Source organism: Terasakiella sp. (assembly GCF_048267425.1).
Lineage (GTDB): Bacteria > Pseudomonadota > Alphaproteobacteria > Rhodospirillales > Terasakiellaceae > Terasakiella.
The window spans coordinates 85,650-110,043 of the sequence record NZ_JBLWXN010000005.1 but is presented as its reverse complement, the minus strand read 5'-3'; the positions used below and the strand labels follow the sequence as shown (position 1 = coordinate 110,043).

General features: G+C 45.8%; 21 protein-coding genes. 9 read left to right on the top strand and 12 right to left on the bottom strand.

All coding sequences use genetic code 11. The features are described 5' to 3' along the window. The first annotated feature begins 4 nt into the window (after positions 1 to 4). Positions 5 to 1,045: a CobW family GTP-binding protein gene (locus tag ACN0VA_RS09780; RefSeq protein WP_417820968.1), complete on the top strand. Its 1,041-nt coding sequence runs from the start codon at positions 5 to 7 to the stop codon at positions 1,043 to 1,045. On the opposite strand, the gene ACN0VA_RS09775 is transcribed toward ACN0VA_RS09780, so the two are convergent. The 5 genes from ACN0VA_RS09775 to ACN0VA_RS09755 form a co-directional block, all read right to left on the bottom strand. Next, the gene (locus ACN0VA_RS09775; protein WP_417820967.1) at positions 1,042 to 1,635 is read right to left on the bottom strand and encodes an SCO family protein; all 594 of its coding nucleotides are present in this window, start codon (positions 1,633 to 1,635) and stop codon (positions 1,042 to 1,044) included. The genes ACN0VA_RS09780 and ACN0VA_RS09775 overlap by 4 nt on opposite strands. Next, positions 1,632 to 2,147, bottom strand: coding sequence for a hypothetical protein (locus ACN0VA_RS09770; protein ID WP_417820966.1), 516 nt, complete (start codon positions 2,145 to 2,147; stop codon positions 1,632 to 1,634). The genes ACN0VA_RS09775 and ACN0VA_RS09770 overlap by 4 nt, the downstream gene beginning before the upstream one ends. 4 nt (positions 2,148 to 2,151) lie before the next feature. Beyond that, complete coding sequence (locus ACN0VA_RS09765) at positions 2,152 to 2,586, bottom strand: hypothetical protein (RefSeq protein ID WP_417820965.1); 435 nt, start codon at positions 2,584 to 2,586, stop codon at positions 2,152 to 2,154. A 106-nt stretch (positions 2,587 to 2,692) separates the two neighbouring features. After that, positions 2,693 to 3,070 carry a LytTR family transcriptional regulator DNA-binding domain-containing protein gene (locus ACN0VA_RS09760; RefSeq protein ID WP_417820964.1) on the bottom strand — a complete coding sequence of 126 codons (378 nt, stop codon included), beginning with the start codon at positions 3,068 to 3,070 and terminating at the stop codon, positions 2,693 to 2,695. 357 nt (positions 3,071 to 3,427) lie between these two features. After that, complete coding sequence (locus ACN0VA_RS09755) at positions 3,428 to 4,132, bottom strand: Crp/Fnr family transcriptional regulator (protein ID WP_417820963.1); 705 nt, start codon at positions 4,130 to 4,132, stop codon at positions 3,428 to 3,430. Between the two features lie 242 nt (positions 4,133 to 4,374). Here ACN0VA_RS09755 and ACN0VA_RS09750 point away from each other — a divergent pair, with 242 nt between their 5' ends. The 4 genes from ACN0VA_RS09750 (at position 4,375) to ACN0VA_RS09735 (ending at position 7,861) form a co-directional block, all read left to right on the top strand. Beyond that, on the top strand, positions 4,375 to 4,497 hold the full coding sequence (locus ACN0VA_RS09750) for a hypothetical protein (RefSeq protein ID WP_417820962.1): 123 nt from the start codon (positions 4,375 to 4,377) through the stop codon (positions 4,495 to 4,497). A 127-nt stretch (positions 4,498 to 4,624) separates the two neighbouring features. Beyond that, positions 4,625 to 5,809 (top strand): adenylate/guanylate cyclase domain-containing protein, encoded by a 1,185-nt coding sequence (locus ACN0VA_RS09745; protein WP_417820961.1) that lies wholly within the window; start codon positions 4,625 to 4,627, stop codon positions 5,807 to 5,809. Between the two features lie 71 nt (positions 5,810 to 5,880). Next, complete coding sequence (locus ACN0VA_RS09740) at positions 5,881 to 7,212, top strand: diguanylate cyclase domain-containing protein (RefSeq protein WP_417820960.1); 1,332 nt, start codon at positions 5,881 to 5,883, stop codon at positions 7,210 to 7,212. 22 nt (positions 7,213 to 7,234) lie between these two features. Then, on the top strand, positions 7,235 to 7,861 hold the full coding sequence (locus ACN0VA_RS09735; protein WP_417820959.1) for a DsbA family oxidoreductase: 627 nt from the start codon (positions 7,235 to 7,237) through the stop codon (positions 7,859 to 7,861). On the opposite strand, the gene mfd is transcribed toward ACN0VA_RS09735, so the two are convergent. Both mfd and ACN0VA_RS09725 read right to left on the bottom strand, forming a co-directional pair. Further along, entirely contained in the window at positions 7,862 to 11,341 is a 3,480-nt protein-coding gene (mfd, locus tag ACN0VA_RS09730) for a transcription-repair coupling factor (protein WP_417820958.1), read from the bottom strand. It lies immediately after the preceding gene. A gap of 20 nt (positions 11,342 to 11,361) precedes the next feature. Then, positions 11,362 to 11,622, bottom strand: a complete 261-nt coding sequence (locus ACN0VA_RS09725; protein ID WP_188664889.1) for a succinate dehydrogenase assembly factor 2 — start codon at positions 11,620 to 11,622, stop codon at positions 11,362 to 11,364. A 76-nt stretch (positions 11,623 to 11,698) separates the two neighbouring features. Between ACN0VA_RS09725 and recG the strand changes: the two genes are divergently transcribed. After that, complete coding sequence (recG, locus tag ACN0VA_RS09720) at positions 11,699 to 13,780, top strand: ATP-dependent DNA helicase RecG (protein ID WP_417820957.1); 2,082 nt, start codon at positions 11,699 to 11,701, stop codon at positions 13,778 to 13,780. On the opposite strand, the gene ACN0VA_RS09715 is transcribed toward recG, so the two are convergent. Then, positions 13,777 to 14,568 carry a DUF502 domain-containing protein gene (locus ACN0VA_RS09715; protein WP_417820956.1) on the bottom strand — a complete coding sequence of 264 codons (792 nt, stop codon included), beginning with the start codon at positions 14,566 to 14,568 and terminating at the stop codon, positions 13,777 to 13,779. The two genes, recG and ACN0VA_RS09715, sit on opposite strands and share 4 nt — an antisense overlap. Before the next feature lie 83 nt (positions 14,569 to 14,651). Between ACN0VA_RS09715 and ACN0VA_RS09710 the strand changes: the two genes are divergently transcribed. Next, positions 14,652 to 14,894: a hypothetical protein gene (locus ACN0VA_RS09710; RefSeq protein WP_417820955.1), complete on the top strand. Its 243-nt coding sequence runs from the start codon at positions 14,652 to 14,654 to the stop codon at positions 14,892 to 14,894. Positions 14,895 to 14,909: 15 nt separating this feature from the next. Here the strand turns inward: ACN0VA_RS09710 and ACN0VA_RS09705 are convergent, their stop codons facing one another. After that, positions 14,910 to 15,290: a cyclic nucleotide-binding domain-containing protein gene (locus tag ACN0VA_RS09705; RefSeq protein WP_417820954.1), complete on the bottom strand. Its 381-nt coding sequence runs from the start codon at positions 15,288 to 15,290 to the stop codon at positions 14,910 to 14,912. 121 nt (positions 15,291 to 15,411) lie between these two features. Between ACN0VA_RS09705 and ACN0VA_RS09700 the strand changes: the two genes are divergently transcribed. Then, on the top strand, positions 15,412 to 15,855 hold the full coding sequence (locus tag ACN0VA_RS09700; RefSeq protein WP_417820953.1) for an NUDIX hydrolase: 444 nt from the start codon (positions 15,412 to 15,414) through the stop codon (positions 15,853 to 15,855). Here the strand turns inward: ACN0VA_RS09700 and ACN0VA_RS09695 are convergent. Genes ACN0VA_RS09695 through ACN0VA_RS09685 form a run of 3 tightly spaced genes read right to left on the bottom strand, consistent with a single transcriptional unit; the run spans position 15,819 to position 21,696 of the window. Next, the gene (locus ACN0VA_RS09695) at positions 15,819 to 17,204 is read right to left on the bottom strand and encodes an HlyD family type I secretion periplasmic adaptor subunit (protein WP_417820952.1); all 1,386 of its coding nucleotides are present in this window, start codon (positions 17,202 to 17,204) and stop codon (positions 15,819 to 15,821) included. The two genes, ACN0VA_RS09700 and ACN0VA_RS09695, sit on opposite strands and share 37 nt — an antisense overlap. After that, on the bottom strand, positions 17,201 to 19,393 hold the full coding sequence (locus ACN0VA_RS09690) for a peptidase domain-containing ABC transporter (RefSeq protein ID WP_417820951.1): 2,193 nt from the start codon (positions 19,391 to 19,393) through the stop codon (positions 17,201 to 17,203). Before ACN0VA_RS09690 ends, ACN0VA_RS09695 begins: the two co-directional genes overlap by 4 nt. Beyond that, positions 19,390 to 21,696 carry a peptidase domain-containing ABC transporter gene (locus ACN0VA_RS09685; protein WP_417820950.1) on the bottom strand — a complete coding sequence of 769 codons (2,307 nt, stop codon included), beginning with the start codon at positions 21,694 to 21,696 and terminating at the stop codon, positions 19,390 to 19,392. Before ACN0VA_RS09685 ends, ACN0VA_RS09690 begins: the two co-directional genes overlap by 4 nt. A 383-nt stretch (positions 21,697 to 22,079) precedes the next feature. Between ACN0VA_RS09685 and ACN0VA_RS09680 the strand changes: the two genes are divergently transcribed. Next, positions 22,080 to 24,386: an LPS-assembly protein LptD gene (locus tag ACN0VA_RS09680; protein WP_417820949.1), complete on the top strand. Its 2,307-nt coding sequence runs from the start codon at positions 22,080 to 22,082 to the stop codon at positions 24,384 to 24,386. The last annotated feature ends 8 nt before the right edge of the window (positions 24,387 to 24,394 follow it).

Sequence of the window (24,394 nt, the reverse complement as noted above, 5' to 3'; positions counted from 1 at the left end):
GATAATGCTGATACCGGTTACCTTACTGACAGGTTTTTTAGGGAGTGGAAAATCCACTCTCTTATCGCAAATCTTGCGTGATCCAGAATTTGCCAATGCAGCCGTCATCGTCAATGAATTTGGCGAAATCGGTCTTGATGATTTTCTTGTCACACATAGTGAGGAACAAACCGTTGAGATGACAACTGGTTGCCTATGTTGCACCGTTCGCGGGGACATCACACAAACCTTGTTGGATTTATATGAAAAACGAGAAACAGGGCAAATTGCCCCCTTTAATCGTGTCATTATTGAAACAACTGGATTGGCTGACCCTGCCCCGGTCATTCATACCCTTGTCACAGAGCCGCGTATTGCAAAACGTTATATGCTGGGTGGGGTAGTTTGCACGATAGATACGGTCAATGGATTGGCAACACTGGCAAAGCATGAAGAATGTCAGAAACAAGTCGCCGTTGCAGATCGTCTGGTTTATATGAAAACCGATATTGATGTTGACGAGGCAGCCCTGCACGATCTTTATAACGAGATCAAACATTTAAACCCGCTGGCCATCAAACAAGATCGTCACGGTGTAGATTTCAACCTGAGCAATCTTTTCAATACAACGTTATACGACCCCAAGAAGGATCATTATGATGTTGCTCGTTGGCTCAACGATACTGTTTTACACACACATCACAATGATCATGATCACCATCATCACCATAATGGTGGTATTGAAACCTTTAGCCTCATATTTGACGATCCTTTGCCATCCAGTGCTTTTTTATTGGCTATGCAATTGCTTATTTCAAATCAAGGCAAGGATCTTTTGCGCATAAAAGGTATTGTGAATCTTCAGGAACAATCAGATCGCCCGATCATTCTACATGGAGTGCAACACGTCTTCCATGAACCGTTGGAACTTGACACTTGGCCATCCGAGGATCAGCGCACGCGATTGGTTTTCATCACCCGCAACATTCCCAAACAAACCATCGAATTATTTTTCAAAACATGGCTGAGCTACCACGCAGAGCAAGTTTTAGAAATGTCACGCTAAGGAAGATATTTTTCGATCGCCTTTGCCATAACAGCGGGATCACTGCCATGTGGGAACATGGTCAAAAATCGACCATCCGGGCCCATCAAATACGTAATTGAAGAATGGTTGACTAAATACTCATCCGCAGGTTTACCTTTTTCAATCACCTTACTGCGATGGACGCGATAAGCCTTTGCAATCGCACGCACCTGTTTCTCACTCCCCGTTAATCCAATCAAGCGGGGATGAAACGCTGTAACATATTGCTTTAAAAATGCCGGTTGATCGCGCTCCGGATCAATTGAAACAAAAATCGGTTGAATTTTCGCCCCCCTCTCCTTCAACAAGTCCAGCGCCATCGCCATCGTTGACAAACCCGTTGGGCAGATGTCCGGACAATAGGTATAGCCAAAATAAATCAACATATAACGTCCGCGAAAACTGCGGTCCGTCACAGGCTTTCCATCTTGATTGACGAGGTCAAACGGCCCTCCAAACAAATTGGCAATCACGTGTGTTTCTTTATTTTCTGTTGCAAATGCAGGCGAGAAAACCCCATTTGTCAACATGAACAGAAAAGCACAAAAGACAAGGCGCACCCACATCATTCATCCCCTTTCAAACCCGGTATGCCAAATACACCACGTGCTTCAATTTCTTTTTTCACCATTTCGTCATGGCGATACCATTCGGCGCCATTTTTGTTAGGATTTACTTTTTGCCATGCTGGTATGAAAGCATTTGCCCTACGCCATTCACCGTCAGGTGCAGCCCGCACAAATTGCAATGCAAACATATTGACTTTGTCATTGGTAATACTCAACCCGTCCGCAATGACGCGCTGGTTGCAAAATTCGATTAAGTCCTCCCCTGTACCAGCAAAAATATCAAAATTTTTAATAGCCAAAACCAGTGTGCCATCATCCTTTAACAGACCAAGCTGACGTTTCCCTTTTCCACATTGATCAGGACAGTTCCCACTTAACTCGCATGCGACATCTACGACCTTTGCTTCAAACCGATCGGTTTTTTCCCCTTCAATCCCCCACTCTTCTGCCGCCATCGCAGAAGACATAAACAGTGCAAATACGGCGCTGATAAAGCTTATTTGAAATTTCATGTCCTTATTCCCCGAACGGCACGATACCGTATTCATCATGTGTTAAATTCACAATCCCATGATCATCTTCAACTTGTGTAATAAACAGGTAATTAACCCCATCACGTTGATAAAGATCACCGTTTACACTCACGTTATGTGACTGGATTTTTAAACTGGCCGGATTGGACACATTGGCTTCGCTCTCTTCCAGCTTAAGCACCACATATACCTGACCATCTTCCCCCAGAATACTAATCGGAATCCCGCCGACAGCGCACCATACAGCACATTGATGATGTGCCGTTCCTTCAGCAAACATAATTTCAGTAACATAACACCATGTATCAATTACCTCCCCGGTAACAGATACACGTTGCGCCGAGTTTGAGGCAAATGCGACAGGCATAACACCCACCAACATCCCCATAAGCGCGAGAACGAATATCGTACGTTTCATGTGCATAGCAGCCCTTTTGATGACAACAGTATTCTCTCCTTTATACAGGAAAGAGAAAAAGGGCATTTTCACGTTTAGGTGACGTTGCCATCACATTTTTGTTAGATCAGGGCGTCATATCCCATTCTGCTTCTTGCAGAACGCGGCGATAACTTTCACATACAGGAAACCGTTTGTCGTTTTTTAAAACAATTTCATAAGTGCCATCCACATGATCAATCCGCTTGATGGCATCTTTAAGCACCCAATGCTCCAAATGAACACAGGTGCCCTTGTGCCCACGCAGATCATGCACCGCATCACTAAAGCGATATAAAATGCGATCTTCACCTTTGTCGCCATAAACACGAATAAAATGATCTTCCTGGCTAACTGCCCAAATTTCGTCGCCGACATCTTTTTTAAGTCTTGCAACAAAACGTAGTTGTTGTGTTGCTTGCTTTTCGGGCGTTGTTGTCGGCGCTGTTTTACGAAAGAAAAACATTGTTACCTCAAACAAGCTGGGTCGTATATCCTCTTATTTGATGTAAGAAGACCCAAGCAAAATTGCCAGTCTTCCATAAAAAAAGAGAGCTGCCGGCACAAAAACATGCCTCTACAGCTCTCTTAAAAAGTTTGTGTTTGACGAAGGATGAGGGGGGACTAGTCTTGCGTCAGTGACCGTTCACTTTTCGAATAACAAATACCAGTAAGCCGACGACCACAAGCAAAGTCGTTACAACACCGCCGACACCGAATATACCAATCGTATCCATGACATTCCCTCCTGATACGCTGAATGAACAGGCATATCATGGCAACCATCCTCTTTTGATGCATTGCGAATTATCAATGGAATAAATTAATTTTCGTTGGCAATGTTTTGTAAACGCACCAAATCTGCAAGAAAATGATTTTTCCCTAAGTCCTTTAAGGAGCCTTCACGCTTAAATTCTGCAATAATACGGGACGTGGTTTCCGTCGTCACACCCAGGATTGCCCCGAGATCTTCTCGGCTGAATAAATAACAACTATTATCGACCTTATCCGATAAACCGATAACAAGACGGGCCACTCGAGATTTCGAACTGCCTGTCGATAATTCCGTCAGCCACTCATCCGCCTGTTTGACGGCTGTGTGCCAACGATTTAACAATTGATTATGCAGACGCGGTGTTTCCCGATTTAATCGTTCTACCACATCACGGGGGATTTGACATAATTCAGCATCGCGTAAAACAGTCGCGTAATGTTCGTAAGTCGGATTGACCAGCACTTCCAAGCCCGCAACATCACCTGTGCGTAACAGTCTGACGATACGTTGTCCGCCATCCGGTAAATATTGCGTCAGTTTAATAACACCACTGCGCACCGTATACAGAAATTGCCCCTGATCACCTTCACCATAAAGACGGTCTCCTGCCTTTTTTTCCACTTCTACAATGGGTTTATGGATCAGCTCGAAGTCCGTATGTTCTAAATCGGCAAAAAGTGCAAGATGGCGAATACCACAATTTTCACAGTTAGAAACACCCGACCAAGCGTTTGCAATGGCTTGTTTTTCCACCCTAGTATCCCCTACAACATGCAACATTAATTAGATCAGTTTTTATTCATTAAACCAAATCACAAAATCTTTGCAATTCAATTTTATCTTTTTATCTTAATTCATTGAATAACCATATATTTATTATGGCTTATATCTCTTTTTATACTTTTTCTAATTTTTATTGACTTCATAAAATATTTCTATATTTTTTGCACCGCAATATAAATAACCTCTATGCCAAGTTTAAGGAAATCCCCCCAATGGAACATACACCGACTTTAAACGAAAAACTTACCGGCGACGCCCTTCCGTTTATCATCATGGGTATTGGCGCCTTTATGCTGAGTTGGGTCTTTTTTCTGGGTGACCTCGTCACAGGTTAAATAAACCAAATCGCTTTAAAAAGGGGGTAAGGCACCATGTCTTACCCCCTTTTTTATTCTTCGGGCTTGCATCTCTCAAAAAACAGAATAGCTTTGATAAAATCATATCAGGGGAATTAATTCGGACATGTCCAACATCAACAATCCCATTATCGACTGGCTTTTACAGGAAGGCTGGCAGATAACCGATAAATCGGACTTTACCTTAGCCCTTGCCCAAACCTTTATTAAAGCAGGAGTTCCGCTGGATCGTCAGCGCCTTGTTATTCGCTTGCTCCATCCACAGGTCATGGGCTTCAGTTATACATGGGACAGTCAAACACAAGAGATTGACCTGTTTGAAACCGGTCACCATTTGCGCGAAAGCGAAATGTATAAAAACAGCCCTTTTGCGGCCTTGTTTGAAGATGGCGCAGGTGCCATTCGACGCCCCTTACATGATCCCAAATGCCAAATGGATTACTCCGTACTTCCTGATTTAAAAGAAGAAGGCTTTACAGATTACGTTGCCCTGCCCCTGATTTTTTCAGATGGCAGACGCAGTGCCATCACCCTTGCCAGTAAAACGGCAGGCGGTTTCAGCACCGAACATTTGACGATTATATACGAAAGCCTCCCCGCCCTTGCCCGCATTGTTGAAAACTATGCCTTAAAACATACAGCCACCGTCCTCCTTGAAACTTATTTAGGGAAAGAAACTGGAAAACAGGTTCTCAGTGGCAAGGTAAAACGCGGTGATGGTCAAATCATTCGCGCTGTTTTATGGTTCTCGGATCTGCGCCAGTCCACCACATTGGCAGAGACCCTTCCTCGTGCAGATTTTCTGGATATGTTAAACGATTATTTTGACTGTACAGCCGGTGCCGTTTTGGCAAATGGTGGCGAGGTCTTGCGATACATCGGAGACGCCGTTCTCGCCATTTTCCCGGTTGGTGAAACACCGGAATGCAGCCAAACACACCAAGCCGCCCAAAATGCCGAACGCGCCATACGCAGCGCCTTTGATCGTTTAAACGAGCTTAACGCCACGCATGGGGCCAAAAACCTGCCCATCATAAATTGCGGGATCGGCATTCATGTCGGTGAAGTTATGTATGGCAATATCGGCACCCATGATCGGCTTGAATTTTCTGTCATTGGTTCTTCCGCTAACGAAGCCGCAAGACTGGAAAGCATGACGAAAGAACTAAATGTTCCTGTCGTGGTCTCCAATCAATTCTGCCAACTTCATGGCGGGGACTGGCAATCGCTGGGGGAACATAATTTAAGGGGATTTTCTCACAAACGGGAACTATTCACCTTAATACGATAGAACCTCTGGTTTGACCTTTCGTTTTCAGTTAAAGTGAGGCTCAAATAAATGGGCGGGTTGGGAGAAAGAATTTGAACGCGCATATCACGGCAAATATCCTCGCGGTATCAACAAATGATGAACTGCAAAAACGGTTTTGCGCCGATTTAACAAAACATCATTATCAAGTCCGTTTTTGCAATCCAGACAATTTGCAGGACAATGTAAGCAAAGAGCGCCCCGACCTGATCGTTGTCGATGTTTCCCATAACGAATTTGACGGTTTCGGTTTAATCGAAAAATTGAAAGGTGACGCGACCTCTAAACATATTCCCACGGTCGCGCTTGTGCCTGAAAAAACACCGGACTTATACCAACGCGCTATTGAAGTTCATGCAGATGATATTTTCATCCAGTCTTTTAATATCGAAGAGTTTTTTGTTCATATCAAACCGTTGCTTCGCCTTTCCACTATGTTTGTCGAGCTTGAAAACCGTATCGCATTAGCCAAAAAGCTCGGCATTCAAGCTGACGACGGCATTGATGAGACAGATGACAACGCCTATCAAATTATGCTGATCTCCCCTCGTGACGGCGATAAGGCAATGATTGAAGCCGTCTTAAATGGCAATTGCCAAATCAATGTCTGTGAAGACTTTTTTGTCGCTGAAGAAGAACTAAGCAAAGCCAATTATGATGCCGTCATCTGCGCATTAAACGACGAGAACAAAGAACAAGCCTTTGTCTTAAGTTCACGCGCTAGAAACAATCCCCGTCTTTTTAACTTGCCTGTATTGTTTATCAATGATGACAATATTACAGACCGGCTGGATGCGTATCATCGGGGCGTGACGCGGATTACCAACCGTCCGCTGAACAATGCCTCGCTTCATGCCAAAGTAAAAATGCTGGTTCGCCGCCAACGTCTGCGTTGGAACATCCGCAAAGCAATGGATAGCACACGAGCCTTACAAAGCATTGAGCCCACAACGCAGGCTTATAATCAAGATTTTTTCAAAACGCATCTTGTGCATCAAATCGAAAATGCACACAAATGGCATAAACACCTGACGTGTGTCTTTTTCTCTATCGGCAACCTGAGTAATATCAAAACCCAGTTTGGTGATGAAGCCGCACAGCATCTTATGCAACAAATTCATCAATGGATTAGCGGCCTATCGCGTGTCGAAGATTGCGTTTCCCTTTATCAGGAAAATGAATTTGCAATTGCACTTCCCGATACCCCCATGAATGAAGCGCAAATTGTCATGCATCGCATTGCCGGCATTCTCAGCTATACTGACTTTGCCCTGCCCGACGTCTTTCAACCTGTCAGTGTTTGGGTCGAATGCGGTATTGCGCAACTCACGGCGGATGACGATTTGAATTCCATGCTGGAACGTGCAAGAAATCCTATCGTCTAGCATAGATAAACGAGCGGCCTTTATGTATATCGACCTTTATTACGACACGATTTGCCCCTGGTGTTGCATTGGTAAAAAACGGCTGGAAAAAGCTTTGCTCAGTCGCGCTCATATTTCTTTAAAAATCCGCTGGAAACCTTTTTTGTTAAACCCGACGATGGGCCCCGGCGGCATGGATCGTCAGCTTTATTTATCACAAAAATTCGGCGGACCGGACCGGGCAAAACGTGTTTATGATGCCATTGCACAAACCGGACAAGAGAATGGGATCGATTTTCATTTCGATTTAATTCGCTACACCCCAAACTCCATTGCGTCACATCGCCTTGTCTTCTTCGCGACCCGTTTTGATTTACAAATCCAAATGGTTGATCGATTATTTCAAGCCTTCTTTATCGAAGGTAAAAATGTCGGTGATATCGATGTTTTGACAACACTCGCCACGGAAATAGGGCTGGATAAAGCGGCAACAAAAGCTTTTCTACAAAGTGATGAATTGCACGAAGACGTGATAGAATCTGACCGTCAAGCCCGTGAACTGGGCGTTCATGGGGTGCCCGCCTTTGTGGCACGCGACAGATATATTATCTCTGGTGCCCAAGAAGCAAAAATTCTTGGTAAATTTATTGATACGGCGTGGAACGGGTAATTATTGCAAGCGGGCCATTTCGCCCAGATCTTTCAACAAACGCTTCACACCTGTCAGTCTGGTCGCCATATCATCCCAACGGCGCATAAAGACCAGACAATGATCCGGGCGCATTTTTGCTGTTCCGGCTTGATCCATCAAGAAACGGACCAAGCCATCCGGGTTTGCAAACTCATTATTGCGGAATTTAATCACGGCCCCTTTGGGTCCCGCATCAATTTTTTCGATATGCGCTTCACGACAAAGATGCTTCATCGCCACTGTATCCAGCAGATTCTCAACTTCCCCCGGCATTGGACCAAAACGATCGACCAATTCCGCCGCAAACGAGTCCAGATCCTGTTGTGTTTTCAATGTGGATACCCGGCGATACAGTTCCATACGAACATTCAGGTCTGCAATATAGCTTTCCGGGATCAAGACAGGTAAACCGATGCCGATCTGAGGGCTCCAGTCATGGGGATTATCTTCTTCAAAACCACCGCCGCCTTTGGCTTCAGCAACCGCTTCTTCCAGCATTTGTTGATAAAGTTCGATACCGACCTCTTTGATATGACCGGATTGCTCATCCCCCAGCAAATTCCCGGCCCCACGAATATCCAAATCGTGGCTAGCCAACGTAAACCCGGCCCCTAAGCTGTCCAAGGTCTGCATGACTTCAAGACGTTTTTCCGCTGTTTTGGAAATTTTCTGACCGGGCGGCAAGGTCAAATAGGCATAAGCACGCATTTTGGATCGCCCGACCCGACCGCGCAACTGATAGAGTTGTGCAAGGCCAAACATATCGGCCCGGTGAATAAAGATCGTATTTACAGACGGTAAGTCCAAACCGGACTCAACAATGTTGGTTGCCAATAAAATATCGAACGCTTTTTCGGAAAAAGCCGTCATAACCTCTTCCAATTCCGATGGCTTCATGCGCCCATGCGCCACCGCAATTTTCGCATCGGGAACCAGATCATGTAATTCGCGGGCGACTTTATCCAAATCCGCCAAACGCGGACACACATAAAAACATTGCCCGCCGCGAAAACGTTCGCGCTGGATTGCCTCACGGACAACCACATGATCAAAAGGCATAACAAAGGTGCGCACGGCCAAACGATCCACCGGCGGTGTCGCAATCAGGCTCATTTCCTTCACCCCGGTTAGCGCCATTTGCAACGTTCGCGGAATGGGGGTCGCCGTCAAGGTCAAGACATGAACATCGGCCTTCAGTTTTTTGAGCTGTTCTTTATGGGTCACGCCAAAATGCTGTTCTTCGTCAATAATTAACAGGCCAAGACGTTTGAATTTAACATTTTTCGCCAATAGCGCATGGGTTCCGACAACAATATCAACGGTGCCTTTGTCCATTTCTTCTTTCACGCGCTTGGCTTGCGCCGGGGTGACCAATCGTGAAAGCTGCTGAATGCGAATAGGGAAATGTTTAAACCGTTCAACGAAATTATTATAATGCTGACGGGCCAGCAAAGTCGTCGGCACGACCACGGCAACCTGCATTCCACTCATCGCTGCGACAAAAGCGGCACGCAAGGCGACTTCGGTTTTACCAAACCCAACATCACCGCAGACCAGACGATCCATCGGGCGTCCACTATTCAAATCCGATATGGCATCCCCGATCGCGCGCAATTGATCGTCGGTTTCCACAAATTTAAACTGGGTACAGAATTCTTCGTACAAACCATCCGGTGCGGCAATGGCTTCCCCTTTGCGTAGTTCCCGTTCCGCAGCCACTTTGATTAACTGCTGGGCCATATCCTTGACGCGTTCTTTCAGGCGTGCTTTACGCGCCTGCCATGCCACACCACCAAGCTTATCCAGATGGGCAGCCCCTTGATCAGAGCCAAAACGAGATAACAATTCAATGTTTTCAACTGGCAAAAACAGCTTGTCACCACCGTCATAGACCAGCACCAAACAATCATGGGGTGCCCCCCCAACGTTGATGGTCTCCAAACCTTCATAGCGTCCAATCCCATGATCTACATGGACGACAAGGTCGCTTTCATTCAGGCTGGATGCCTCGGCAATAAAGTTTTCCGCACGCATGCGACGCCGGGCCGGACGAACCATACGTTCGCCTAAAATATCCTGCTCACACAAGACGGTTAGACCATCAAACGCAAAACCGTGTTCCAACCCTAAAACAATCAGGGCAACCCCGTCTTTAGGCAAGCGTTCCACATCGGCAAAACGGCCAACGGCTGCCAAACCTGCAACACCATGTTCCTTTAAAACCGTCATCAAACGATCACGTGACCCATCAGAATAGGCGGCAATCACAACACGTTGTTTATTGTTTTGTTCCGCGACAATATATTGGCGAACAGCATCATAAACATTGGCATTTGGGTTGGCGCGGGCTTCAGCAAAATCAAGACTACGTCGCGCGTTGCCATCAATGACAGTGTCGCTAGGTTCCAGATTGAAGGCACTGAATTGACCAATACCGTATCCATCCAACAACTTTTCCCAATCGTCGCCTTCAAAATAAAGCAAGGATGGATCAATCGGGTTATAAGGTGCTTCGCCCCCTAAAGAAGCCCCGGCAACATCAACACGCGCATCATAATAATCACCGATCATTTCCAGTCGGGAATCACGCGCCTGATCAACCTGATGATCGAGAACAATCTTTGCTGTTTTCGGAAGATAATCCAGCACACTTTCCATTTGGTCATGGAACAAGGGTAACCAATGTTCCACACCCATCGGGCGGCGCCCTGCTGACACGGCTTCATAAAGCGGATCTTTTTCCGCTTTTGCCCCGAAAATTTTACGAAATTCGGTCCGAAAACGCGAAATAGCATCGTCCCCCATCGGCAATTCGCTAACGGGTTTCAAGGCAAAGGTATCAATTGTCTCAAGCGTGCGTTGTGAAAGCGGATCAAATGTGCGGATTGCCGCGACTTCGTCCCATTCCAGATCAAGGCGTAACGGTTCTTCCCTGCCCGGAGCAAAAACATCTACGATATCGCCACGAACCGCATATTCGCCCGGCTCCATAACCGTTTCACTACGTTGATAGCCATTTCGTTCAAGAAACTTGACGAGATCTTCGCGTCGTACTTCATCGCCAACTTTTGCCGTAAAAACGGCGTCTTTGAAACTCGCACGCGGGGGAACTTTTTGTAAAAAAGCGGAAACCGTCGTTAAAAGCAAACGCGATGTTCCCTTGGGACGATCCTGTAAAGTCGTCAATCCGTCCACGCGTTGCCCCACAATTTCAGCATGCGGGGATACACGGTCATAAGGCAGGCAATCCCATGCCGGAAACTGGATCACCTGAAGGTCGGGATAGAAAAAAGAGACCGCATTGGCCGCACGTACCATTTTCGTCTCATCCGTCGTAACGAATAAAACATCACCATGCTGTTTTGCCAGATACCCCAGAAGAACACTGTCATATCCTTCTGGCACACCGCCATAGGTCAATGTACCAGCGGTCGGAAGCGCGCGTAAACTCAGTTTCATAACAGGTCGTTTGCCTTCACTTAGGCGTTTTCGATATATTCCTGACAATCGCGAAGTTTTATCATCACGTTATTGTCAAATTCCGCCGGGACATCCAGTTTCCCGGTAATCCATTTAAAGATATCCAGATCGTTCTGTTCCAGCAAGGCTTCGAACTGGGATATCTCTTCATCCGGTAATTCACCGAGGTAACGTTCAGAAAAACGAGCGAAAATCACATCGTTTTCGTGCATACCCATATATTTGCATTTGTGATGTAAACGTTTAAGACGGTCATCCATGTCGAACACCATTTGCCAGATGAAAAAATTTGCTTAGGATATAGCGACCTTTTCACTCATTGTCATGGCTTAAAGCATGCGTCCTGAAATTCTTTTTCCATTATTTCGCCCCATCACCGCCCTTGCCGGCGTTGGACCGCGTATTTCCAAATTGATGGAAAAACTCACCGGCGAACATATTGTCGATATTCTGTGGCATCTTCCGACATCGTTTGTCGATCGCCGTTTTTCCCCAACAATTGCTGATGCACCGGACAATGCCATTGTGACGTTGGAAGTCAGCGTTGCCAAACATTTCCCATCACGTAACCGCCGCGCGCCCTATAAAATTTCGTGTTTTGACGAAACAGGGCACATGGATCTGGTCTTTTTCAATGCACGTGCGGATTATTTAAAAAAACAATTACCCGAAGGCGAAACCCGCATTGTCAGTGGCACTGTTGAGCGTTTCCAAGGCGTTTTACAAATGACACATCCCGATCGGATGGGAACACTTGACGAAAAAGAAGACATACAAACCGTCGATCCGGTTTACCCCTTGACCGCAGGGGTCACAAACAAACTTATGGGGAAAACGGTTCAACACGCCCTTGAACAAACAACCGCCTTGCCCGATTGGTTAAATGAAGCTTTTAAAAAAGTAAAACGCTGGCCTGACTGGCAGGATGCCCTTATTAGCGCACATCATCCTCGTTGCGAAGAAGACCTGTTTGCTGACACCCCGGCACGTGAACGTCTTGCTTATGACGAGCTGCTTGCCAATCAACTGGCACTCGCACTGGTCCGACGAACCGTACGCCGTGCTGCCGGGCGCGCCATTACGGGGAACGGAAGTTTGCGCAAAACAATAAGGGATGCCCTACCCTTCGATCTCACCAACTCGCAGGAAGACTCCTTAAAAGAGATCGAAGCCGATATGGCAGAGCCCTTGCGGATGCTGCGCCTGCTGCAAGGCGATGTTGGCAGTGGTAAAACTGTTGTTGCCCTGCTCAGTGCCCTGATCGCCATTGAAGCGGGGTTACAGGCCGTTATTATGGCCCCAACGGAGATTTTAGCCCGTCAACATATGGAAACCATTGCCCCCTTGCTGACAGAAACCCCGATTAATCCGATCCTGTTAACGGGTCGCGATAAAGGTAAAAAACGACAAGCCATCCTCGAACAAATTGCCAGTGGCGAGGTTCAACTGATTATCGGAACACATGCCTTATTTCAGGATGATGTAGATTTTGCCAATTTGGGTCTTGCCATCATTGATGAACAACATCGTTTTGGCGTACACCAACGCCTTGCGCTGGCCAGCAAGGGGCAGCATGTGGATGTTTTGGTCATGACCGCCACCCCCATTCCACGCACGCTTATGCTGACCGCCTACGGCGATATGGATGTTTCGCGCCTGTTGGAAAAACCTGCGGGACGTAAACCCGTTGATACCCGTGTCATGCCTCTGGCTAAACTGGAAGAGGTAGCATTCGGTCTTAAGCGTATGATTGATAAAGGCGCGCGTATCTATTGGGTTTGTCCCTTGGTAGAAGAATCCGACAAAATCGAAGTTGCCGCCGCACAGGAAAGGTTTGAGCACCTGCAATCCCTTTATGGCGCACGCGTTGGTCTTGTTCACGGCAAAATGAAGGGAACGGAAAAAGATGCCGTCATGGCCGCCTTTGTCGCTGGTGACATTGACATACTGGTTGCAACCACGGTGATTGAAGTCGGCGTAAACGTACCGGAAGCCACCGTCATGATCGTTGAACATGCCGAACGTTTCGGCCTTGCCCAGCTCCATCAATTGCGGGGGCGCATCGGGCGCGGTATGGATGCCTCAACCTGTCTTTTATTATACGGCGCGCCCTTGTCGGAAAACGGGCAAGCCCGCCTTAAAATTATGCGCGATACCGAAGATGGCTTTATCATTGCCGAAGAAGATTTACGTCTGCGCGGCGCGGGCGAGGTTTTAGGTACACGCCAAAGCGGACTGCCGGAATTTAAACTCGCACAGCTGCCTGCACACGAAGATTTGCTGGCTGCCGCACGTGACGATGTCAAACTGATATTGGAAAAAGACCCTGAATTACAAACAGAACGTGGGCAAGCGTTGCGCACCCTCCTCTATCTATTTGAAGAGGATGCAAGCGTCGGATACCTGCGCTCCGGTTAAGCGTTCTCATCTTTGGCTGGAATCGGGTGTTTGGAAACCAAGACCGGGCTTCCGTCTTTTTCCCGCAAAACATCCACATCTTCATACGTCTTAGCGGATGTTTGTGGAACTTTTTGTTCTTCGACAGGTCGCGTATCCGGCGGAGTTACAATCCCACCGGAAATAACCATTTTCACCGCTTGCTCCACCGTCATATTCAATGGAATCAGCTCCCCTTTCGGAACGAACAGCAAGAATCCAGATGTCGGGTTCGGCGTTGTCGGCAAGAAGATATTCACACATTGTTCTTCCGTCAGGTTTTGGACTTCGCCTTTTGTGGTACCCGTGATAAAGCCAATTGCCCAAATCCCACGACGCGGATATTCAATCAGAACCGCCTCGCGAAAGGCTTGTGATTTCTGGGCGAGTACGGTTTCAAAGATTTGCTTGGTTGCACTGTAAATCCCACTGATAACCGGCATACGTGCCATAATGCTTTCGCTGATACGCACCAGTAATTTACCAACGAAACCAGCCGTTAACATCCCCACCACAGTTAAACTAACAAGGACAATCAGCAACCCCATTCCCGGAATACTAAAAGGAAGGTACGTTTCCGGGTTATACGTTTTGGGAATAAGGGGCGTGACCTTTTGATCAACAAAATCCACAAAAACCCATGCGACCAAAATCGTGATGGATAACGGTGCTGTTACCAGTAAGCCCGTCAGGAAATAGGCGCGAATACGCCCCATGACAGTCAACCCTTTAACAGGTTTGGTATCTTCTGACGAATTTTCTTCGGTCATGGACAAGCGTTCCTAATTTCTATAGCGTGGAAGTGCATGGTATAGAGTTTAACGTAAAGACAAAAGAACGAAATGAGCCTGTTATGAAAAATTGGGTTATACAATACGTCTATGCGACGGACAAAAATGAACAAGGCATTTCAATTTTAGAAATCCAAGCCGAAAGTCTTGAAGCTGCAAAAGAAATCGCTATTCAAAAAGCGGCTGCCGAAGAATATGTCTTTAATGTCTATCCACAATCTGACGAACAATTTTTAGGAAACGTCAAACACCAGGCCAGCATTCTTGTGGGTAAAGGCGAAACTATTGAAAATGATGCGGAATAAAGCGATATTGCGAACTTAGGTTTTATATTTAACGAGTTCTTGCCCCATTCTGCGAATATTTTTCACAAAAATATTGATTAACCCACGCATGAAGGGGTCCGCCTTGGCAAGCTTGCTTTCAAACGTATCGCGCGTCACAATAACCAGCGTTGTTTGTTGAACAGAACGCGCCGCAGCCATACGAGGGGCATTGTCGATCAAAGCCATTTCCCCAAAAATACCGCCTTTATTCACCGTGCCGAGCACGACTTCACGCCCATCAACCATTTTATAAATTTCAATCATGCCACGCTCAACGATATAAGCGCGGTCACCGGGATCACCTTCTTTAAAAATACGATCCCCCGCATAAAAGACTTTACGCTCAATAAAACGTTTCGCAGCGTGGCCAGCCATTTAAAAACCCTCAGATCCCGTCGATTAAAGTTATTTTATAGTACCTGTTTACTCAAGGAATGCAATCTAGTCTAATCTGAGACGGATAGAAATTCTTCATTTGTATAGGTGAGGCAAATTCATGCGGACATATCCTGAACGCCCGTGGGTCGGCATCGGCGTCGTTGTTCATAAAGATGAGGACATTTTGCTTATAAAAAGGGCAAAAGCCCCTTACAAAGGTGCATGGAGCCTACCCGGTGGTGCCCAACATATCGGCGAAACCGTTATCGAGGGAGCCAAACGTGAAGTTTTTGAAGAAACTGGAATATATACGATCCAGCATCATTTTATCGATATTATCGATTCTATTCATTACGACAAAGATAAGCGCGTGGAATATCATTATACCCTTATCGAAATATCCTGCCTTTACCAAAAAGGAATGTTGGCTGCAAACGATGATGCGCTATGCGCTAAATGGGTTCCTTACTCGCAAATTGACCGATACAATTTGCGAGAAGATACCCTTCGCATTATCACGCAGTCTTATCGTTCGCGGAATGCTTCGTTGACGGAGGAATAAACCGGTTTCAACAGATATTGTAACAACGTCTTTTTACCGGTCGTTACATCCGCCTGAACCGTCATCCCCGGCATAATACGATTATTGGACGGGTCATACCCGACATAACTGCGATCAAGTGCGATCAAACCTTTATAATAAGGTTCTTCCTTTTCGTTCATAAAGGTTGTGGCTGAAATCGCAGAAAGCTCGCCAGTGATGCCGCCGTAACGTGCGAAATCAAAACTCGTAATCTTAACTGTAACCGGTTGCCCGACGCGCATGTGTCCGACATCGCGCGTTGCGATTTTCGTTTCGACAATCAATTCCTTATCCAACGGGACAATTTCGGTTATCGTCGCACCGGGGGCTAAAACACCGCCAATTGTTGTTGCCTGCAATCCTTTAACAATACCACGCACCGGGGCACGAACTTCCAGACGCTTTACGCGATCTTCCAACTTTGCAATGGCTTCGCGCACCTGAGCCAGTTCCTGCGTCACACCGCCCATTTCCTGCAAAGCTTCTTCTTTTGACTTGGCAACATCCTGCGCCAGCCGGTTCTTAGCTTCTTCGTGTTCTTCCAACGCTTTTAGGCGTTCCTGAACCACTTTGTTCACATCACCGTGCGCCTGATTGGCTTCCCGCTTTAATTCAAGATACAAAACCTTTGAACTCAATCCCTGTTTAAACAGGGCTTCGCGCATCTTCAGTTCATCTTGAACGATGGAAAGCTGTTGACGTAACGTTGTTTCCTTTTCTTCCAGCAAATCAAGCTCTGTACTGGATTGTTCAATCTGATTGATCAAAACCTGACGGCTACTGTCTTGTGCGCCTGTTTGAACCCTGTAAATCGCCATCTGGTCTTCAACCATTCCGGCATATTCTTTTCCAACGATTGAAAAATCCGGTTGCCGATCCATACCGATTGCACGCAATCTTTCTGCCTTTAACAATAAGCCGGCCCGGCGCGCTTTCATCTGTGCACGTTCAGAATAAGCTGCGGCAGGGTCCAGACGTATCAGGACGTCACCCGTCTCCACAATTTGTCCTTCTGAAACCAAAATTTCAGATACAATACCACCTTCAAGATGTTGAATAGTCTGGATTTGACCAGAGGGGATGACCTCCCCGAAAGAAACCGAGACTTCATCAACCTCGGTAAAATACGACCAAACGATAAAAGCAACAATCACCGCGCCGACCGTCATCATTCCCGCGCGGATTAAAGAAGAAGACCCTGCCTCTTCCAACACAACGGATTGTGCCAAATAGCGCGTTTGCCGCGATCCAATTTTAAACTGGACTGGATGCAGTTTTTTTTCTTCAACTGCTTTCGTTTCGCTTTTTGTAATCTGGTTGCCACTCATAGGAAATCTTTCGGTAAGTGGGGTTTAACCTCATCTGTTGGACCGTACATTTTCATGTGACCGTTTTCCAACCATAATACTTTGTCTGCTATTTTTAAATGACTTGGTCTATGAGTCACAATGAAGCTGCAAACCCCTTCTTCTTTGAGATTGGCAACTGCCTTCATAAAGGCCTGATCGTCATCAAAATCAAGTCCATTACCCGGTTCGTCAAATAACATAATTTTAGGACTTTTCACGAAACAACGAGCAAGGTTTAAACGTTGCTGAAAACTGCTGGGCAACTGACCGCCCGTCCCTTCCCCGATGCGCGTCCAAAATCCTTTTGGCAATGCCTCAATATCATCTAAAACATTTGCGATTTTACAGGCGTGCGCCAATTCTTCATCCGTTGCTGCCGGATTAGCAAGGCGTAAGTTTTGTGCAATCGTTCCATAGAAGAATTGCGTGGTTTGCGGGGCATATCCCATCATCTGACGGAGTTCAACAGGATCCAACTGACGAATATCCGTTTGATCAACCCGAATATTACCCGCCTGAGGAATATACATTCCCAACAACAATTTAAGGATGGTGGACTTTCCGCTACCATTTCCACCAACAAGTGCCAGAACTTCACCGGGGTTTACATCAAAATTCACCCCGACAAGTGCCGGGTCTGCATCTGGGGAATAGCGCAAAGACACACGACCAAATGAAATAAAACCATTGATTTTACGGTTTGTAGAAATCGTCTGATCTTTATGTTCTGAATTAATATTCATCAAATTGTTAATCTGTGAAATAGATGAACGCACCTGCTCCAACCGGGTAAGTGTCACAAACCCTGATTGTAACGGCCCCAAGACACGCCATACAAGGATCATGGAAGCGACAAGCCCCCCAATGGTCATCGCACCACTGAAAACTTCAAAAACCCCGACAGCAACCGTTGCAACACCGGAAATAATCATCAAGACATGTGATGTCGTATTGAGATAACTGGTCACTTGTGCCGACTTAAAACTTGCCATTGCCGATTTGGCTGATAGCTCACGATAACGGCTCAACCATGTTGCCTCGGAGTTACTGTATTTAATCGCCCGCATCGAAGAAATTGTCTCAATAACCAATTCTTGTTTTTGCGAACCATAGCGGGCCGTCGCCCCAATTGCATTTCGAATAATCGGACCAAAAGCCAACGCCACCAGCCAATAGAGAACCAACATTAAAATGGGGATAAAAGCAACAACACCGCCCAATATAAAGATGACGATAATAAAAATGAATGAAAACGGGATTTCAAACATCACCACGGCCATAGGCCCGGTGAAGAACTCCCGAATAGATTCAAAATCCTTAATTCGCGCCACCTGAGCCCCGATTGTTGCACGTTCTGTAAAGGCAGGCGGCAGGAACATAATGCGCTTAAAAACTTCCGTTCCCACAATGTTATCGATCCTTGCCCCGACAAAGGCAAAGATCTTGGTTCGAATTTTCCTGAGGACAAAATCGCATATAAGCGCAATACTCACCCCGATACCGAAATAAGCCAATGTAGACATGGATCCGGTCGCAACAACTTTATCATATACCGCCATAACAAAAAGCGGGGTTGCCAAGGCCAATAAATTCAAGAGCAGTGTCAAACCGAGAATTTGGTAGATCAAAGAACGGAACCGCTCCATCACCATCCAGAACCAGCCGATTTTTTGTTGGGCTATTTTTTGTTCTTCATTGTCAACAGGTGTAAAGAAATAGGCCGTTCCCTTCATCTTCATGTCATTGCCACTCAGTGTGGCATAATCGCCCGTTCCGCCATCAAAAATGCGAACACCATAATCACTGCGTGCCATTGGGATAAAGGCAGCCCGATCATCAGAGACATAAAGGCAGGGCATGAGACGAGGATCAATATCCTTAAGGCGGATACGTTCCGGTCGACTGGAATATTGCAGGTTTGCCATAACGTTTCGCAAACCCGTAATATCCAGTTCATCCGCGAAATGCGGCATCGCTTCGGCGACATTACGCTGTTCCCCACGCCAGCTTAAGGCCATCAGCAAAATTTCAAGGCAGGCCGCAAAATCTGAAATTTCACGCAAGTTCGCTAATAAAGGTGATTTTTTAATGGCTTCAGCCGTTTGCGAGAGCGAACGTTTTTCCACTTCAAGCTTTTTAACGTCTATTTTGCCCAATGCGTTACTCATGTATCGCTTTCCGTTTCTTTGACTGTACGGGTTTTCAGGACAAGCTTTTTATTTTTCAATCCAGCACCATCTTTTGACCTGCTGTCATTTACCTTGGCAGCATGTGCTTTCCATGTTTCTAGCGGTGTCGATTTAACATCAACCTGACTGTCATGTTTTTCTTCTGGATCGTTACTCACGGCATCAGGGGATACCAAGTCTAATGGTTTATCTTCTTCTGCCAAACGCGATTGTTCATTTCTGTCAGTCTCGACTTTCTTTTGTTCCGTCATTTGCGTTGCTGGACTGTCTTCCGTTTTCTTTTTTTGAATCAAGCGATCAAAAACCGATTTATCTGACGCTAAAAGACGCGGCTGTTTTTTTTCATTTTCATCAACCAATGTCCCCGGAACGGTCACTTTACGCTCCGCAACACGTTTTTTAGGACGCGGCACAAGCTTTGTTTTCAGCTTATCTTTTATTGCATCCTTGTTTTCTGTTTTTTTCGCCGATGAATTTTCTTGTGGCTGTTTAGGGACGATCGGATTTGGTTGCGCTTGTTTGGCCTGAGTGGGCTGTGCCTCAGCCTCTATGCGTTTTTCAGTTGGCGGCGTTTGATCTGCAGAATAAAAAACCGGCGCCTCTTCAACTTCTCGCTTTATCAAATGACCATCTTGCAAATCATAGATAGCATCCGCCATTCTCAACACGGAAGGACGGTGTGACACGAGAATTAACGTTCGTTTTCCACGGGCTTGCTCCAGAAACTCGGTTAAAACCTTATCCCCGGCACTGTCCATTGCCGCGTTAGCTTCATCAAAAAGAAGGACGACCGGATCGCTCATCAACGCACGCGCGATGGCAATTCGTTGTTTAATACCACGCGGCAATGTGTCGTAGGCACCGTTGCCGACAGAGGTGTCATAGCCCAGTGGCATACGTGCAACCACATCATCCAAACCTAACAAACGTGCAATGCGTAATGCCTTTTCTTCCAGTTCGGGTTTGAACATTGTCAGGTTTTCAAGGATTGTTCCGTTGAATAACACACCATGCTGAGGCAAATAAGCGATCTTGCGGCGAACACTGTTCGGTTCCAACTCATTGATATCTTGACCATCAATAAGGACTTGCCCCTCACTGGTGCGCATGGCCCCCATCATCAGGTATAACAACGAGCTTTTCCCACTCGCATTCCCACCGGAAATACCAATAATTTCGCCGGGCTCTACTTTTAAATTAACGTTAGCAAAAACCGTTTGCTCATCATCCCCAAACTTTAATCCAACATTATGTAATTCAATCCGGCCTGAATAAGTACTGTCAACAGTGGGCAATGCCCCTTGGGTTTCCGGTTGCAGTTCAAAAATTTCCCGCAGCTTTTCGCGCGCGAGTTGAATGGATTGAAAACGCGACCAAATCCCGACCGCACGTTGAAGAGGTTGCATCGCACGACCGGATAACATTGTACAGGCAGCCAAGCCACCAACGGTCAATTGTCCATCGATGACAAAAGTGCTTCCAGCACCGACAACCGCGAACATGGTTAATTGCGAATAAAGCGCCCCCAGACTCATTGCAGACGAACTCTGGCGCGTGACTTCATAATCTGTTTTCGCACAAGATTCTTGAAGACGCTCATAACGACGTAACATCTGCGTTTCCATCGCCATAGACTTGAGCGTGTGAATACCTGTTAATACTTCAATGATAAAATTAAACCGACGCTCATCAGCAACCATGCGTTCTGATATGGCTTTTCGTAATTTAATGCCGATACGCCAAGCCATTAAGGCAAAAAACGTGATGAGTAGGATAGGAACAAAAACAAGAGCGCCTGCGAGGTAACTGATCAAGGCAAGGAAAATAATTGAAAATGGCAAATCAAACAGTGTCATAATGGCTTGACCTGCGTAAAATTCCTTTAGTGTTCCAAGTGACGAAATTCGTTCTAAATGCACACCGGAACCGTCTTTCTCAAATTCATTCACACTCGTGGAAAGCAGGCGTTCAATCGCTGCGCAGCCCGCCATATGTTCAAACCGCGCACCGACCCATCCGCTCAAATACGACCGCCCGACACGTAAGGCGGCTTCCATCAGCAACGCCAAAGCAATCCCGCTCACCAGCAAGGCTAGTGTATTCAAAGAGTTATTTGGCAAAATACGGTCATAGATTTGCAATAAAGACAAAGGCATTGCTAACGACAATATATTAATAAAGAAAGACGCCAGCAAAATATCCATCATCCCAAAAGGAACTTTGGAGTTTTTGCCAAGCTTGGCCAACCAGTCAATCGACTTATCTGCCTTTCTGTTTAACATATTATTATTTTTTACCCTTATGAGTGATGCCTATATTTATACTATTAGATAGTCGAATGGTTCTGTCCTCGCAAACAAAAACACCTTAACAAAAGTCAAACCAACCAATTACTTATGTAATTACGTATATACCCGTAACCTACTTGTTTAATATCAATAAACACGCTCAACCATACATGAGAATTCACAAACAAATCCTTAAGAGAGGACAGAATCTTCACGCAGAAGTTAAAAATTAACCAAAAAGAAACTCCAGATAAAATATGCTCTTTCCATCTTGCGCGGTATATAGGTTTCCCCTACTATCCGCCACGCATTGGGCAAGCAGAAAATTGAGATACATGGGCATGGCATTTAAGCAAACAGCATCAAAACGGCAATTTGTGACATATACACTTTTTGCAACGTGTTCTACGCTTGCAGTCCTCGCGCCATCACAAGCACATGCCCAACTTTCGATTATGGGCGTTCTTGACACACGCGCCCCTTTCACCCCTGTACAGAAGAAAACGTCTCCGGTTCTTGCCTCACCTGAGTTGCAACAAAAATCAAAACCGAAAACGCAGCTTCCGACAAATTCAAACGAGGTTGCACCTTCATCCAATTCAGATAAATCATCTATTTCTGCCGATGAACTTGGATATAGTAAGGATCTTGGTGTTCTGACAGCACGTGGCAATGTCGAAATTGTATATAAAGAACGTATTCTCGTTGCCGACACCGTTTCTTATAATCAAAATAAAGATGTCGTAACCGCATCTGGCAATGTCCAACTTATAGAACCTGACGGCAATGTCCTTTTAAGTGAATATATGGAGATATCGTCAGACTTGAAACATGGCATTGCACGCCAAATGGTTTTGAACCTTGCAAACAGCTCCCTAATTCGCGCAAAAGAAGGTGAAAAGGACGGCCGATTTACAGTCATTAAAGATGCTGAATATTCCGCTTGTAAAAAATGTGAAGATGACCCAGAGCGTCCCCTTTTGTGGAAACTCAGCGCAAAAGAGGTTAAGCACGATTCAAAATTACAACGTATTGAATATTCAGATGTCTTTTTCGAAGTTTTAGACGTACCTATCCTTTATACACCAATTTTTTGGCATGCCGATCCCTCGAAAAAACGTGAAACGGGTTTCTTATTCCCGTCCTATGGTAGTCAAGGCACACTTGGTAGTTATGTAAACACCCCCTTTTTCTGGAACATTAATCCGTCAAAAGACCTCACCGTAAATCCCACCTGGTATTTTGACGACAACCAGCCTCTTTTGGAACTGGAATACCGCCAAGCTTTAAGGAATGGAGATTTACGCCTGAGCGGCAGTGCGACTTACATTAAAGAAGGCGGGCGCGGCCAATCTTCAGGAAATACGGGAAATGAAATTCGCGGGCATATTGATAGCGAAGGACAATTTGATATCAATAACACTTGGCGATGGGGTTTTGAGATAAATGCCGCCAGTGATGACACCTATACACGTCGGTATGGCTTTAATGATAATACTGAAAATGCACAATTAATTTCACAACTCTATACTGAAGGTTTTCGCAAGCGTAATTATACGACATTGAATTTAAGCACGTACCAAGAACAACGTGATATCAAATCCGAAACCCTGCAGGATTCAAAACTGGAATACCTGTTTTCACATATGAGTCAGCCATCAAAGAGCGGTTCTTACTGGAAAATGGACGGCACGATGATGCACATTTCCCACCGCAATGACGTTCGGACCTCACGTCTTGCAGCAGATACATCTTGGGTTGTTCCCTACACATCAAATACCGGCGACTTAATTACATTGGAAGCCAATTTGATTTCAGCAGGCTATTATACTTCTGAATCCAATGCTGCCAGCAGTACTTCCATAAAAAGTGGGAGTGACGCGCAATTTGTCCCCAGCCTAAGCTTGGAATGGCGTAAACCCGTCAGCCGCACCCATATGGACGGTAAAGTAAATGAGGTCTTGGAACCAATATTCAAGGTCAAGGCCGCCCCAAATGTCGGCCAACGCGACTTCTTGAATGAAGATAGCCAAGACTTTGAATTTGATGACACCAATATTTTTAAAACCAAACGCTTTACCGGTTTGGACCGTATAGATGGCGGTCACAGAATTGATTATGGCCTGAATTGGGGGGCTTATGGAAATGAAGGCGGTTACAGCTTATTCACAATCGCTCAAAGTTATCGGTTGCGAGATGACAAAACCTATAGCTCTAACTCAGGCCATGAAGATAATCTTTCAGATATTGTCGGGCGGATTGACGTCGCGCCGACAAATTTCCTAAATGTTCTTTATCGCTATCGACTAGATAAGGATGAACTGACATTAAACCGAAGTGAAACATCGTTGACCATTGGCCCTTCTTCCTCTCGTATGAGTATTTCCCACCTTTATGTCGAAGGTGCGGGTGGCGGCTCGCAGTATGCAACGCGGGAGGAAATATCTACTTCAATAGAAAATCAGTGGTCTAAAAACTGGTCATCCAATGCCTATTCCACTTACCGGATGAATTCCCCTGAAGGCAACGTCAATTATGGCGCACGCGTTACCTATGAAGATGATTGCTCTGCCGTTTATCTGGATTTTAGACGTAGCTTCGCCGAAGATCGCGACCTGACACCGGATGACACGTTCTCCTTACGTTTTGAGCTTAAAAGCCTTGGTGACTTTGGTGTCTTCTAAGTAAAATG

Coding starts and splice junctions, on each gene's coding strand:
- ACN0VA_RS09775 (WP_417820967.1), bottom strand. CDS start 1,635: ATGATGTGGGTGCGCCTTGTCTTTTGTGCTTTTCTGTTCATGTTGACA.
- ACN0VA_RS09685 (WP_417820950.1), bottom strand. CDS start 21,696: ATGTTAAACAGAAAGGCAGATAAGTCGATTGACTGGTTGGCCAAGCTT.
- ACN0VA_RS09705 (WP_417820954.1), bottom strand. CDS start 15,290: ATGGCTGGCCACGCTGCGAAACGTTTTATTGAGCGTAAAGTCTTTTAT.
- ACN0VA_RS09725 (WP_188664889.1), bottom strand. CDS start 11,622: ATGGATGACCGTCTTAAACGTTTACATCACAAATGCAAATATATGGGT.
- ACN0VA_RS09750 (WP_417820962.1), top strand. CDS start 4,375: ATGGAACATACACCGACTTTAAACGAAAAACTTACCGGCGACGCCCTT.
- ACN0VA_RS09700 (WP_417820953.1), top strand. CDS start 15,412: ATGCGGACATATCCTGAACGCCCGTGGGTCGGCATCGGCGTCGTTGTT.
- ACN0VA_RS09695 (WP_417820952.1), bottom strand. CDS start 17,204: ATGAGTGGCAACCAGATTACAAAAAGCGAAACGAAAGCAGTTGAAGAA.
- ACN0VA_RS09715 (WP_417820956.1), bottom strand. CDS start 14,568: ATGACCGAAGAAAATTCGTCAGAAGATACCAAACCTGTTAAAGGGTTG.
- ACN0VA_RS09690 (WP_417820951.1), bottom strand. CDS start 19,393: ATGAGTAACGCATTGGGCAAAATAGACGTTAAAAAGCTTGAAGTGGAA.
- ACN0VA_RS09735 (WP_417820959.1), top strand. CDS start 7,235: ATGTATATCGACCTTTATTACGACACGATTTGCCCCTGGTGTTGCATT.
- ACN0VA_RS09770 (WP_417820966.1), bottom strand. CDS start 2,147: ATGAAATTTCAAATAAGCTTTATCAGCGCCGTATTTGCACTGTTTATG.
- ACN0VA_RS09710 (WP_417820955.1), top strand. CDS start 14,652: ATGAAAAATTGGGTTATACAATACGTCTATGCGACGGACAAAAATGAA.
- ACN0VA_RS09780 (WP_417820968.1), top strand. CDS start 5: ATGCTGATACCGGTTACCTTACTGACAGGTTTTTTAGGGAGTGGAAAA.
- recG (WP_417820957.1), top strand. CDS start 11,699: ATGCGTCCTGAAATTCTTTTTCCATTATTTCGCCCCATCACCGCCCTT.
- ACN0VA_RS09760 (WP_417820964.1), bottom strand. CDS start 3,070: ATGTTTTTCTTTCGTAAAACAGCGCCGACAACAACGCCCGAAAAGCAA.
- mfd (WP_417820958.1), bottom strand. CDS start 11,341: ATGAAACTGAGTTTACGCGCGCTTCCGACCGCTGGTACATTGACCTAT.
- ACN0VA_RS09745 (WP_417820961.1), top strand. CDS start 4,625: ATGTCCAACATCAACAATCCCATTATCGACTGGCTTTTACAGGAAGGC.
- ACN0VA_RS09765 (WP_417820965.1), bottom strand. CDS start 2,586: ATGAAACGTACGATATTCGTTCTCGCGCTTATGGGGATGTTGGTGGGT.